Genomic DNA, 13270 nt, shown 5'->3' on the forward strand with positions numbered 1-13270 from the left:
GCGATCCCTCCCCTCAGTGCGCCACGGCAGCGGCGCCGTGCTCGTCGACCAGCGCACCGGTGCTGAACCGTTCGAGGGTGAACGGTGCGGCGAGCGGGTGGGGGCGACCGGCGGCGATCGTGGCGGCGTAGACCGAGCCGGCGCCCGGCGTCGCCTTGAACCCGCCGGTACCCCAGCCGCAGTTGATGAAGAGGTTCTCGACCGGGGTGAGCCCGAGGATGGGCGAGGCGTCCGGCGACACGTCGACGATGCCGGCCCAGGTCCGCAGCACGTGCGCGCGGGCGAAGATCGGGAACAGCTCGACCGCGGCGGCGAGCTGGTGCTCGATGACGTGGAACGAGCCGCGCTGGCCGTAGCCGTTGTACGCGTCGATGCCGGCGCCCATCACCAGCTCGCCCTTGTGCGCCTGCGACACGTAGACGTGCACGGCGTTGGACATGACGACCGTGTTGAGCACCTGTTCGAGCAGTTCGCTCACGAGCGCCTGCAGCGGGTGGCTCTGCAGCGGCAGCCGGAACCCGAGCGATGCGGCCAGCACCGATGTGTGCCCGGCGGCGCACAGCGCCACCCGGCCGGCCTCGATCGTTCCCCGGCTCGTCGTGACGCCGGTGACCCGTTCGCCGTCGCGGACGAACCCGGTCACCTCGCAGTTCTGGATGAGGTGGACGCCGCGGCGGTGCGCGGCCCGCGCGTAGGCCCACGCGACGTAGTCGTGCTTGGCGATGCCGCCGCGCGGCTGGTAGGTGGCCCCCATGACCGGGTACCGGAGGTCCTCGGAGATGTTGATGATCGGCACGAGCTGCTGCACCTCGGCCGGGGTGAGCCACTCGGCGTCGATCCCGTTGAGCCGGTTGGCGTTGACCCGGCGCCGGCCTTCCCGGACGTCGGACGGGTTGTGCGCGAGGTTGAGCACGCCGCGCTGGCTGAACAGGATGTCGTAGTCGAGCTCGTCGGCGAGCGTCTCCCAGAGCCGCAGCGAGTGCTCGTAGATCGCGGCGCTCTCGTCCCACAGGTAGTTGGAGCGGATGATCGTGGTGTTGCGGGCCATGTTGCCGCCCGCGAGCCAGCCGCGCTCCAGCACCGCGACGTTCGTGATGCCGTGGTTGCGGGCCAGGTAGTACGCGGTGGCCAGGCCGTGCCCGCCGGCGCCGACGATGACGACGTCGTATCCGCGCCGGAGCTCGGGCTCGGCCCACAGGAAGGCCGGCGGTTCGGTCGGCGCCGTCATGATCGCAGCCGCTGCATGCCCGGGTCGAACAGCGGCTCCGCGCTCACGACCGCGTCGACGCGCTCGTCGAAGTAGCCGATCTGCACGCCCGTGCCGGGCACCGACAGGTCGGCCGGCAGCCACGCGTAGGCGATGCCGCGGCCGATCGTGTAGCCGTACGCGGCGCTCGTGACGTAGCCGACGCAGCGCTGCCCGTGGTAGACCGGCTCTTTGCCGAGCACCACCTGGACCGGGTCCTCGATGGTGAGGCAGGTCAACTTCCGGTCGGGCTCGTCGCGCCCGTCGAGGGCCGACCGGCCGACGAAGTCGCCCTTGTCCATGCGGACCGCGAAGCCGAGGCCCGCCTCGTACGGGTCGTGCTCGGGCGTCATGTCCACGCCGAACGCGCGGTACCCCTTCTCCAGGCGGAGGCTGGTGAACGCGCCCCGGCCAGCGGCGATGACGCCGAGGTGCTGCCCGGCCTGCCACAGCGTGTCCCACAGCTTCAGCCCGAGATCCGCGGTGGTGTACAGCTCCCAGCCCAGCTCGCCCACATAGGACAGTCGCAGCGCGGTGACCGGCACCGTGCCGACGTACGTGCGGGTGCCGCGGAAGTAGCGCAGCCCGTCGTTGGACAGGTCGGTGCTCGTGAGCGGTTGCAGGAGCTGCCGGGCGAGCGGCCCCCACACCCCGACGCAGCACGTGCCGGCGGTGACGTCGCGAACGACGACGCCCGGCGCCCCGTCGCCCGTCCCGGCCGCCCGCCGGTTGAGCCAGTCCAGGTCGAGGTTGCCGTTGGCGCCGACCTGGAACTCGTCGGGGCCGACGCGGGCGACGGTGACGTCGCTGCGGATCCCGCCGCGCTCGTCGAGCAGCAGGCAGTAGGTGACCGAGCCGACGGACTTGTCCAACTGGCCGGTGCTCAGCCGCTGCAGGAACGCCAGCGCGCCCGGCCCGCTCACCTCGATGCGCTTGAGCGCCGACATGTCGAACAGCGCGACCCGCTCGCGGGTGACCTGTGCCTCGGCGCCGACGATCGGCGACCAGTGCTGGGCCGCCCACGCGTTGGGCTGCGGGATGTCACGGCCGTCGAGCAGGCCGGCGTTCGCCTCGTACCACTGTGGGCGTTCCCAGCCGGACGCCTCCAGGAAGTACGCGCCCAGCTCCTGCTGCCGCGGGTAGAACGGGCTGGTCCGCAGCGGCCGCGGCGCCTGCATCGGCTGCAGCGGATGGATGATGTCGTACACCTCGACGTAGTTCTGGCAGTCGCGCATGCGCACGTATTCGGGGCCGCGCTGGTGCGGTTCGAACCGGTTGACGTCGCAGTCGTGCAGGTCCGTGGTGGCGGCGCCGTCGACGAGCCACTCGGCGACGGCGCGTGCCACGCCCGCGGAGTGCGTCACCCAGACCGCCTCGGCGACCCAGAAGCCGCCGACCTGCGCGGACTCGCCCATCAGTGGCATGTTGTCGGGCGTGAAGGAGAAGAGCCCGTTGAAGCCGGTGTCCAGCTTCGCCTCCCGCGTCGACGGGAGCAGCTGCAGGGTGTGCTGCCAGGCGGGGGCGAAGTCGGCCTCGGTGAACGGCAGCATCGACGGCATCGTCTCGGCCGCGTCCACGGCGACGATGTCGTACGCGTCGATCGGCAGCGGACGGTGGCCGTACCAGCCGATGCCGAGGCGGTCGTAGCGCTCCCGGTAGTACAGGTCGCGGTCCTGGTGGCGCAGGATCGGGTGGCTCGCCTCGGCGGTCTGCCCGGCGAGCGCAGGGACCTGGCCGGTCCACGCCAGCTGGTGCGCCAGGGGCGTGAGCGGCAGCGTCATGCCGACCATGCGGGCCACGCGCGGGCCCCAGATGCCGGCGCAGCAGACCACGACGTCGGCGGGGAAGTCGCCCTGGGCGGTGACGACCGCGCGGACCCGTCCGCCGGTGACCCGCACGTCGAGCACCTCGTGGCCGCCGAGGAACGTCGCGCCGCGGGCCTGCGCCGCGCGGGCCTGCGCCTCGCCGGCGGCGACGGAGCGGGCGAGGCCGTCGCTGGGCACGTACAGCCCGCCGAGCACGCGGTCCGCCGCGATGAGCGGGTGCAGGTCGGCGCAGGCCTCCGGCGGGATGACCGCCGCCTCGATCCCCCACGCGGTGGCCCAGCCGTGCCGGCGGTGCAGCTCCGCGAGGCGTTGCGGTGTCGTGGCCAACTCCAGGCCGCCGACCTGGTTGAAGCAGCCCAGCGCGAGGTACTTGCGCACCGTGTACTGCGCGAAGTCCGCCAGCGTCTTGGCGCCGTTGGTCTGGAACACCAGCCCCGGCGCGTGCGAACTGGAGCCGCCGGTGGCGAACAGGGGCCCCTGGTCCAGGACGGTGAGGTCGGTCCAGCCGCGCGCGGTCAGCTCGTCGGCGAGGGCGCACCCGACGATGCCGGCGCCGATGATGACGACCCGAGGCATGGCACCTCCTCCTTGTTTCGTATTGCGCAACGCACACCGTATTACGCAACAATTTTCAGTCGTGTCGCCACGCCCGTCAAGGGCGCGGCGACCGCCGGCCGAACGCTGCCTAACCGAGCCAGGCCTTGACCTTGTCGGGGTTGGCGTCGATCCACTTCTTCGCCGCCGCCTGCGGCGTCAGGTTGTTCACCGAGATGTCCTGGGCGACCAGGTTCTGGTCGTCGTTGGTCCAGTTGAAGTTCTTCACCACGGCCACCGCCGGGCTGCCCGAGTCGGCGAACTTCTTGCTCACGACCTTGTTCAGCGTGTACGGCGGGTAGCCGCACGCGACCTTCTGCGGGTCGGCGTCGCACCCCGCGGTGTAGGGCGGCAGTTCGACGCGTACCAGCTTGAGCTCGCTGAAGAACCACTGCGGCTCGTAGAAGTAGCCGATGACCGGCTTCTTCTGCGCCTCGGCCTGCCGGAACGCCTGGATCAGCGCGGTCTCGCTGCCCGCGTAGACCACCTTGTAGTTCAGCTTCAGGTTGGTGACCAGCGCCGCGTCGTTGGTGACGAACGACGGGTCGCCGTCCAGGATCTGGCCCTTGCCGCCGGACTCGGAGGTCTTGAACAGCTCCGCGTACTTGTTGAGGTTCTCCCACTTGGTGATGTCCGGGTACTGCTTGGCCAGCCACGGCGGCACGTACCAGCCGATGTAGCCGGTGTTCTTGGTCGGCCCGAAGTCGACGGCCACCTTCTGCTCGGTGATGTACTTCTTCGCCAGGTCCTCGTGACCCCAGTTCTCCATGATCACGTCCACCTCGCCGGTGCCGAAGCCCTGCCAGGAGACCTGTTCGTCGATGTTCTTCTCCACCACGGTGCACCCGAGCCGGTCCTTGAGGACCTGCCCGAGCACCGCGCCGTTGGCCGTGTAGCCCACCCAGGCGTTCATCGCGAGGTTGACCGTGCCACAGGGCTTGGCGCTGCCGCTGGCGGCCGCAGCGCCACCACCGATCTTCTCGCCACCGCAGCCGGCGAGCGCCAGGGCCACGACCGCGGTGAGCGCCACCCCCCGGACCGACCGTTTCGCCGTACTCGACACCGAACTCAGCACGCTCGATCTCCTCCTTCTGTCGTCCTCAGTGGTGTGCCCGCCCGGTCCGGTTGGCGGCCGCCCGCGCGGTCCGGTCCAGCAGAACCCCGAGCAGGACGATCGCGGCCCCCGCGGCCAGGCCCTTGCCGAACAGGCTGATCTGCGCGAAGCCGGCGACGACGTCGTAGCCGAGCGCGCCGGCGCCGACGAGGCCGCCGACCACGACCATGGCCAGGACGTAGATGACCCCCTGGTTGGCGGCCAGGGCGAGACCGCGCCGCGCCATCGGCAGCTGGACCTTGGTGATGACCTGCCAGGTCGTCGACCCGGAAGCGGTGGCGGCCTCGACGGCGGAGTGCGACACGCCCCGCACGGCGTCGGCGACGAGCTTGATGGCGGCCGGCGCGGCGTACACGACCGCCGCGGTGATCGCGGTCAGCCGGCTCGCCCCGAACAGGCCGAGGAACGGCACGAGATAGACGAACGCCGGCATGGTCTGGCCGGCGTCCAGGACCGGCCGGATCACCCGGTCGGCGGCGGCGCTGCGGGCCATCCACACGCCGACGACCACGCCCAGGAGCATCACGATGACCGTGGCGACCAGCGTGGCCGCGAGCGTGAACATGGCGTCGTACCAGACACCGAGGGCGACGATCAGCCCCAGGCAGCCGGCCGTGACGAGGGCCGCGACCCGCCCGCCGAGCAGCAGCGACAGCAGCACGACGGCGGAGCCGGTGAGGTACCACGGCCCCTCGGCCAGGACCGCCTGCAGCGGGTTGAGCAGGCCGTAGCTGATGACGTCCTTGACCGCGCCGGTGACCCCGGCGAGGTGCAGCTGCACCCAGTCCGTGGCCGAGTCCACCGCGCTGACGATGCTCCCGCCCAGGTCCGGGGCGGTGGCGGGGAACGAGGCGGCCCACACGTACGTGTGCGAGAGGTACACGCAGACGATCGTCACCGCCGTCAGGGCGAGCACGGCGAGCCGGCGGTCGAACCAGGCCCTGCCCCAGAAGCGGCCTGTGCGGCCTGGGCGGTCGGTGCGGTGGGTCCGGGCCCGCTGACTCGCGGCCGTCGTCGTGCGGTCCAGGACGATCGCCATGACGACGATCGCGAGCCCGGCGTTGCACGCCACCCCGACCTTGAGCGTCGTCAGCGCGCGGATGATGGTCTGCCCGACGCCGGGCGCGGCGATCAGCGCTGCGATGGTCACCATCGACAGCGCCGCCATGATGGTCTGGTTCAGGCCCACCACGATGGTCCGCTTCGCCATCGGCAGCTGCACCCGGGTGAGGATCTGCCATCGGGTGGAGCCCATCGCCCGGGCGGCCTCGACGGTCGACTCGTCGACGTCGCGGATGCCGTGCGCGGTGATCCGGATGATCGGCGGTATCGCGTAGATGAACGTCGCGATGACCGCGGACGCCGGCCCGATCAGGAAGAACAGCGCCAGCGGCGCCAGGTACACGTACGACGGCATCGTCTGCATGAAGTCGAGCACCGGGGTGACCACCGCGTCGACCCGGCGGTTCACGCCGGCCCAGATGCCCAGCGGCAGTCCGAACAGCACGGTCAGCAGCACCGTGGCGAGGGTCAGCGCGAGCGTGTCCATGCTCTCCTGCCACAGCCCCTGCAGGCCGAAGAGCACGAAGCCGGCGGCGGTGAGCAGCGCGACGCGCCAGGTGCCGAACCCGTAGGCGAGGGTCGTAGCGATCGCCACGACGCCGAGCCAGCCGATCTGCGGCACCGGGCGATCGGCGCTCGGCTGGCTGATGAGGTGCTGGATGAATGTGACGAAGGCGTCGATCGCCGAGCGGATGTCGTTGAGGAAGTACACGAAGACCGGGTTGGAGTCCCGGCTCGCGCCGATCGCGTCGTTGAGCCGGTTCAGCCGCAGATGCACCGAGGTCAGCTCGGCGTTGTCGAGCGCGAGCGTGGCGTGCCCGCGCAGGACGACCCACAGCAGGAGCCACACGGCCAGGACGACCGGCACGCCCCAGCGCGGGTCCAGACGGGCGAGCCGGCGCCGCGGCACGCTCAGCTCGGCGGTGGCCATCAGCCCTCCCCCGCCCGTTCCGCGGCGATCACGGCCAGGATCTCCGGCGCGCCGACCACCCCGATAACCTCCTCGCCGTCCCGCACCCGGATCGGGCGGTCCGCGCCGAGCACGGCACGGACCGCGTCGCGGATGACCACGTCGGCGGCGAGCACCGGACCGTCCAGCGGATCGTCCGGCGTCGCGGGCCTGGCGATCCAGCGCAGCGTGAGCACGTCGGAGCGGGGCACGTCGCGGACGAAGTCGCGCACGTAGTCGTCGGCCGGCGCGCCGACCACCTCGTCCGGCCGTCCGATCTGGACGATCTCGCCGGCGCGCATCACCAGGATGCGGTCGCCGAGCTTGAGCGCCTCGCCCAGGTCGTGCGTGATGAAGACCATCGTCTTGCCCACCTCACGGTGCAGCCGGATGACCTCGTTCTGCATGTCGCGGCGGATCAACGGGTCGAGCGCGGAGAACGGCTCGTCGAAGAAGAGGATCTCCGGATCGACGGCGAGGGCGCGGGCCAGCCCGACGCGCTGCTGCATGCCGCCGGAGAGCTGGTCGGGGTACAACTGCTCGCAGCCGGTCAGCCCGACCAGGTCGACCATCTGCTGTGCCCGGGCTCGCCGCTGCGCCTTCCTCTCGCCGCGCACCTCCAGCCCGTACGCGACGTTGTCCAGGACCCGGCGGTGCGGCAGCAGACCGAAGTGCTGGAACACCATCGAGAAGCGGTGCCGGCGCAGTTCGCGCAGCTCGCCGGCGCCCGCCTCGCGGATGTCCTCACCGTGCAGGAGGATCTGCCCGGCCGTCGGCTCGACCAGCCGGGTCAGGCACCGGATGAGCGTCGACTTGCCCGAGCCGGACAGCCCCATGACGACGAACACCTCGCCGGGCCGCACGTCGAAGGAGACGTCCCGGACCGCGGCGACGCACCCGGTCCGGGCCATCAGTTCCGCGCCGCGCAGGTCGGCCTCGGGCCGGCCGATGATCTTCTCGGCCCGGGGTCCGAAGATCTTCCACAGTCCCTTGACCGCGAAGACCGGTTCGAGCTGCTGCTCGGCGCCCTGTACGGGCACCTGGAGCACGGACATGCGCCTCACCGTCCCTCTGGTTCGGATCCGAACCACCGCTGCGGCCGCGGCCGGACGTTCTGCCAGATGTGCTTGGTCTCGCGATACTCGGCCAGGCCGCTCGGCCCCAGCTCCCGCCCGACGCCGGAGCGCTTGAAGCCGCCCCACTCCGCCTGCGGGACGTACGGGTGGTAGTCGTTGATCCAGACGGTGCCGTGGCGGAGCCGCGCCGCGACCCGCTGGGCCTTGCCGGCGTCCTGCGTCCACACCGCGCCGGCGAGGCCGTAGATCGTGTCGTTGGCGATGCGGACCGCCTCGTCCTCGGTCCGGAACCGCTCGACGGTGAGCACCGGGCCGAACGACTCGTCCTGCACCACCCGCATCCCGGTGTGGCAGCCGTCGAGGATCGTCGGGCGGTAGAAGTGCCCGAGCTCGCCCTCGCGCCGGCCGCCGCAGACGAGCCGGGCGCCCTCGGCCAGGCCCGTCGCGACGTACGCCTCGACCTTGGCCAGGTGCGCCGCCGAGATGAGCGGACCGGCCTCGGCGTCCGGGTCGAACGGGCCGCCGAGCCGGATCCGGCCGGCCCGCGCGGCCAGTTCGGCGACGAAGTCGTCGTGCAGGCCGTCCTGCACCACGAGTCGCGCGCCGGCCGAGCAGACCTGGCCCGAGTGCAGGAACACGGCGGTCAGCGCGTAGTCGAGTGCGGTCTCGACGTCGGCGTCGGCGAAAACCACGTTGGGGTTCTTGCCGCCCAGCTCGAGCGCGACCTTCTTCACCGTGTCGGCTGCGGCGGCCATGACCCGCCGGCCGGTGGCCAGCCCGCCGGTGAACGACACCAGGTCGACGTCGGGGTGCGTGGCCAGCGGCGCGCCCGCCGCGGGACCGGCGCCGAGCACGAGATTGGCCACGCCGGGCGGGATTTCGGCCTCCTCCAGCAGGTGTACCAGCAGGATGCCGGTCGACGGTGTCAGCTCGCTCGGCTTGAGCACGAACGTGTTGCCCGCCGCCAGGGCCGGCGCGACCTTCCACGAGGCCTGCAGCAGCGGGTAGTTCCATGGCGTGATGAGCCCGCAGACGCCGACCGGCTCGTACACGATCCGGCTGATCGCATCCGGGTTGCCGGTGTCGACGACGCGGCCCGCGTCGGTGCCTGCCAGGCCGCCGTAGTAGCGGAACACGGCCGCCGCGTCGGCGACGTCGTACTCGCTCTCGACCAGCCGTTTGCCGGTGTCCAGCGACTCGGCCCGGGCGATCTCGTCGCGGTCGCGCATGAGCAGGTCGGCGACGCGGAGCAGCATGGCACCGCGTTCGGCCGCGGGTGTTGACGGCCACCGGCCCTCGTCGAAGGCGGCCCGCGCGGCGGCGATGGCGGCCTCGGTGTCGGCCGGGCCGGCCTCGTCAACCGTGGCGACGTGCCGGCCGTCGGCCGGGCAGACGATGTCGCGCCGTCCGCCTCCCGAGGACTGCGTCCACTTGCCTGCGATGAACAGTTCCGGCATGAGACCTCGATGTCCGGGGCGCGCGTCTCCGCGGTGGTGTTGCATAGGGCGCAACTCGCCGTGCTATGCGCGACAGTGTCCGCCCGGCAGACATCGACAGTCAAGGCTTTCAAAGAGTCGTGAGCGATCGTCTACCTCGCCGAAACGTGGTGGCGAGGTTTCGGGAGCGTCCCGCGACGTCAGTGCGCGCCCAGCCGGCGGGAGACCTCGTCGGCGCTGCGTCGTACCGCCTCGGCCACCTCGGGCACCCGCAGCGGGGTCAGCCGGAAGCTCGGGCCGGACGCGCTCACCGCCGCCACCACCGCGCCGTCCAGGTTGCGCACCGGCGCGGCGACGGCGGTCAGGCCGATCTCCAGCTCGTCGACGGTCGTGGCGTAGCCGCGGGCGCGCGCGTCGACCAGCTCGGCCTCCAGCCGGACCGCGTCGACCAGCGTGTGATCGGTGTACCGCTCCAGCGGCCGGGCGAGGCACTCGGCAAGCAGGTGCGGCGCCAGGTACGCGAGCAGCACCTTGCCGTTGGAGGTGGCGTGCAGCGCAAGCCGCTGGCCCACCCAGTTGCGGGTCTGCAGCGCCGACGGCCCGGCGACCTGGTCCACGTACAGCGCCGCGCCGTCCGCCAACACCGCGATGTTGATCGTCTCGCCGACCTCCCGCGCCAGCGCCTCGCACACGGGCCGGCTCTCCTGCACCAGGTCGAGGCGGGCGGTGGTGGCGCCGGCCAGGCGCAGGATGCCCATGCCGAGCCGGTACTTGCCCCGGTCGACGTTCTGGGCCACCAGGCCACGGTTCTCCAGCGCGGTCACCAGCCGGAACGCGGTGGACTTGTGCACTCCGAGCTCCGCGGCGATCTCGGTGACCCCGGCCTCGCCCGCACGGGCCAGAATCTCCAGTACCGTGACCGCGCGATCCACCGACTGGACCGGCGAGCCGTTGTGCGAACTGTTGCCCATAGAGCAACAGTATGTCCCGCCGCGCGTACTCGTGGACGCGGAACCATCGGTGCGATCGCGAAGGCGGCAGGGCGCATCGCCCGCGTCGTTGAGCCGGGGCGGCCGGAGGTGGTTGTGTCTGGTGGGCCCGCGACGGTGGACACTTCCAGGCGGCCGGCCTGGCAGCGTGCGACGCGCACGCGTCGAAGTGATGATCAACACTTCCAGGAACGGCAACTCTCCTCTCACCTGTGGCTGCGATCGTTGGCCGGCATCGCGCTGATGCGCGTGGCATTGCGCTTGCCGAAACTCCATCTGCCCTGGTGAGGGCCGGTGTGGGGGTGTCGGAGATGTTGACCCGGTTGCTGGACGCCGGCTGGGCAACGAAAAGGTGCGGCTCGACGCGAGTGATCGGGCGTTCCTGGCGGCCCTGCTGCACCGGCTGCCGCACGACGTGCTGCGCCGAGTACGGCTGCTGGTGCACCCGGACACGGTGAATCTTCGCGGTGCCGGGCAACCTTTCCGGCCCTCCGGACCACTCAATGCCGTCCGGACAGGTGGTCCGGTTATGTGCAAACGCCTGAAGGAGCGCATCGACATGCCCCACGCACACACACGTCAGCGGTGGCGCGTCGCGCTGGTGCCCGCCGCGTCGGCGGCCACGCTCGCGGCAGTCGCTGGTCATTCCGCGCAGGCGTCACGAGGAGACGAACAGTGACGTTTCGTGGCCATCGGCTCTTCTCGTGTCGGGGTGCCTGGGCGGCTGCCGTCGTCATGGCCGTCGTGGCCGGCTCCGTCGTCCTGGTCAGCGCAATGCGGGCATCAGCGGAAACCGTGGATGTCAACTCGTGGTACGTGCTGGTCAACCGCAACAGCGGCAAGGTCCTCGACGACCGCGACTACGCCACGAACGATGGTGCGGGGCTGGTGCAGTGGGCCCGGCACGGCGGGGACAACCAGCGGTGGCGGTTCATCGACGCGGGTGGCGGATACTTCCGGTTGCAGAACCGGCACTCCGGCAAGATCCTGGACGACTACAACTGGTCGAAGGCCCCCAGCACCGACCTCGTGCAGTGGAGCGATCTGAACGGCAGCAACCAGCAGTTCCAGGTGGCGGAGTCGTCGGGTGGCTACGTGCGGTTGATCAATCGCTTCAGCGGCATGGCCGTCGAGGTCCACGGCGCCTCCAAGGCCGACGGGGGCAAGGTCGTGCAGTACCGGGACTGGGGCGGCGCCAACCAGCAGTGGCAACTCGTCCCCGCCGGACGCGTCAGCACGCCGGCCACGGGCAGCGCCGGCGGCGCTACGAGCAGCGCCGGCGGCGCCACGAGCCAGCCTTCCACCAGCACGCGCCCGTCGGCGCCGTCGTCTCCCGCGGCCGGTGGCGGCGGCGGCTCGGCGGTACGGTTCATGGGCAGTAGCACGGTGCTCATCGGCGGTTCGATGAATGACGCCTCGGCGACCGCCGCGCCGTTCGACGTGCGATACGCCTACGTGCACAGCCACCCCGCCCCCTCATCGGAGTCCTACACGGCTTCGCTGTGCAAGGATGCGTGGAAGGACTGGTGGGGCTGCTGGCCCGGCAGCACCACGCCGCCTGGCTATTACGTGACCTGGTGGGACGCCCAGGTGGCCAAGGCGACGTACAAGGGCAGCCCGCACCCGCAGAAGATGTTCTGGACTTGGTACTCGTTGCGCGACCTTGGGGATCTGGCCGGCCAGCCCGACGGTCCGGGCGAGGTCGTGGCCATCAACAAGGTTGACCTGCTCACCCGGTACATGAACGACTACCGTTTCTTCCTCCAGAAGATCGGCAACTCGCCCGACATGATCGATATTGAGCCTGATTTTTGGGGCTATGTCCGGTCGCTCGGCGATCCGCACAAGGTTGCCGCGCAGGTCACGGCCGCGAATCCGACGGATTGCGGATCGCAGGAGAACAGCGCCGCCGGACTCTCCCGCTGCCTGATTGCGATGGCGCGCAGATATGCGCCGAACACCACCGTGGGGATGCACCTGACCTGCTGGGACTGGTCGAGCAACAGGCAGGGGTGCATCAAGGATTACGCGAGCCTCGGGGCGCAGAACGCCGACTTCCTGGTCGTCGACGTGTCAGACCGCGACGCGGGCTGGTACGCACTGCCGGCCAACGGCAGCCGTAACACCTTCTGGACCGACCAGAAGGCCGCTGACGCGCTGGAGTTCTACAAGACGATGGCCGAGTCCGTGGGCAAGCCAGTGGTCTTGTGGCAGATCCCCGTAGGCAACATGGCGCAGAACAACACCCTCAACCATTACAAGGACGACAAGGTGGATTGGTTCTTCGCGCACATGGACCAGGTGGCGAACGCGCACGTCGTCAGCCTGCTGTTCGGTGCAGGGCAGCAGGAACAGACAGCGGTCGAGACCGACGGCGGAAACCTGATCAGCAAGACGATCGCCTACCGCAAGTCGGGCGGCACACCGCTCAAGTAGGCGGAGGTGCGCAGCCTGTCGGCCAGCGGATGCGTGTGAGCAACGCCGCCCTCCGGCTTCCGGGCGTGGTCGGCACGGGCAGGGGCCGCGGTCGGTACCGGACGGCGTCCCCTGCTCAGGCTCGCGCGCGTGCCGTGCGGCTCATGGTGGGCCGGCGACGGCCGCGCGACGCCTTGACGCTCGTGGCACGCGCTGTTACGTTCCGGCGTCGGGTGGCCCGAGACCACTGTTCAAGCCGTGGTGACCGGCGATCTGGGCATCAGGGTTCCATAGCTGGCTGGCACGGAGGCCAACGCGATGACGGAGGCGGCCATGGCGGCCGGGCACGAGCACGCCTTCCACTCCTTCTTTGAGGCGCATCACGCGGAGCTGGCGCGCCTGGCATACCTGGTGACCGGTGAGGCAGTGGTGGCTGATGACCTGGCCGCGGATGCGCTGCTGGAGGTTTGGCGGTACTGGGACCGGGTGGTCGCGGCGGACAACCCGGTCGGGTACGCGCGTGGGGTACTCGTCAACCTGGCCCGCAACCGGATCCGCCGGCT

General features: G+C 70.8%; 9 protein-coding genes. 2 read left to right on the forward strand and 7 right to left on the reverse strand.

Translation table 11 applies throughout. The features are described from left to right. Positions 1-13: 13 nt before the first annotated feature. The 7 genes from AB0B76_RS42455 to AB0B76_RS42485 form a co-directional block, all read right to left on the reverse strand. Positions 14-1228 carry a sarcosine oxidase subunit beta family protein gene (locus tag AB0B76_RS42455; RefSeq protein ID WP_360386551.1) on the reverse strand — a complete coding sequence of 405 codons (1215 nt, stop codon included), beginning with the start codon at positions 1226-1228 and terminating at the stop codon, positions 14-16. After that, positions 1225-3648, reverse strand: a complete 2424-nt coding sequence (locus AB0B76_RS42460) for an FAD-dependent oxidoreductase (protein WP_360386554.1) — start codon at positions 3646-3648, stop codon at positions 1225-1227. Before AB0B76_RS42460 ends, AB0B76_RS42455 begins: the two co-directional genes overlap by 4 nt. A gap of 109 nt (positions 3649-3757) precedes the next feature. After that, entirely contained in the window at positions 3758-4738 is a 981-nt protein-coding gene (locus AB0B76_RS42465) for an ABC transporter substrate-binding protein (protein ID WP_360386582.1), read from the reverse strand. A gap of 28 nt (positions 4739-4766) precedes the next feature. Next, positions 4767-6773 carry an ABC transporter permease subunit gene (locus AB0B76_RS42470; RefSeq protein ID WP_360386556.1) on the reverse strand — a complete coding sequence of 669 codons (2007 nt, stop codon included), beginning with the start codon at positions 6771-6773 and terminating at the stop codon, positions 4767-4769. Continuing rightward, the gene (locus AB0B76_RS42475; protein WP_360386558.1) at positions 6773-7846 is read right to left on the reverse strand and encodes a glycine betaine/L-proline ABC transporter ATP-binding protein; all 1074 of its coding nucleotides are present in this window, start codon (positions 7844-7846) and stop codon (positions 6773-6775) included. Before AB0B76_RS42475 ends, AB0B76_RS42470 begins: the two co-directional genes overlap by 1 nt. Before the next feature lie 5 nt (positions 7847-7851). Further along, positions 7852-9324, reverse strand: coding sequence for an aldehyde dehydrogenase family protein (locus AB0B76_RS42480; RefSeq protein WP_360386561.1), 1473 nt, complete (start codon positions 9322-9324; stop codon positions 7852-7854). Between the two features lie 179 nt (positions 9325-9503). Next, positions 9504-10274: an IclR family transcriptional regulator gene (locus AB0B76_RS42485; RefSeq protein WP_360386564.1), complete on the reverse strand. Its 771-nt coding sequence runs from the start codon at positions 10272-10274 to the stop codon at positions 9504-9506. 753 nt (positions 10275-11027) lie between these two features. On the opposite strand from AB0B76_RS42485, the gene AB0B76_RS42490 reads away from it, so the two are divergent. After that, positions 11028-12728: an RICIN domain-containing protein gene (locus AB0B76_RS42490; RefSeq protein ID WP_360386566.1), complete on the forward strand. Its 1701-nt coding sequence runs from the start codon at positions 11028-11030 to the stop codon at positions 12726-12728. A 297-nt stretch (positions 12729-13025) separates the two neighbouring features. Then, the coding region (locus tag AB0B76_RS42495; protein ID WP_360386569.1) for a sigma factor at positions 13026-13270 on the forward strand (245 nt) is incomplete at its 3' end.

Source organism: Dactylosporangium sp. NPDC049140 (assembly GCF_040648435.1).

What these genes read in the sequence shown, in the direction of transcription:
- AB0B76_RS42455 (WP_360386551.1), bottom strand. Translation starts at nt 1,228, where the DNA reads ATGACGGCGCCGACCGAACCGCCGGCCTTCCTGTGGGCCGAGCCCGAG.
- AB0B76_RS42460 (WP_360386554.1), bottom strand. Translation starts at nt 3,648, where the DNA reads ATGCCTCGGGTCGTCATCATCGGCGCCGGCATCGTCGGGTGCGCCCTC.
- AB0B76_RS42470 (WP_360386556.1), bottom strand. Translation starts at nt 6,773, where the DNA reads ATGGCCACCGCCGAGCTGAGCGTGCCGCGGCGCCGGCTCGCCCGTCTG.
- AB0B76_RS42475 (WP_360386558.1), bottom strand. Translation starts at nt 7,846, where the DNA reads ATGTCCGTGCTCCAGGTGCCCGTACAGGGCGCCGAGCAGCAGCTCGAA.
- AB0B76_RS42480 (WP_360386561.1), bottom strand. Translation starts at nt 9,324, where the DNA reads ATGCCGGAACTGTTCATCGCAGGCAAGTGGACGCAGTCCTCGGGAGGC.
- AB0B76_RS42485 (WP_360386564.1), bottom strand. Translation starts at nt 10,274, where the DNA reads ATGGGCAACAGTTCGCACAACGGCTCGCCGGTCCAGTCGGTGGATCGC.
- AB0B76_RS42490 (WP_360386566.1), top strand. Translation starts at nt 11,028, where the DNA reads ATGGCCGTCGTGGCCGGCTCCGTCGTCCTGGTCAGCGCAATGCGGGCA.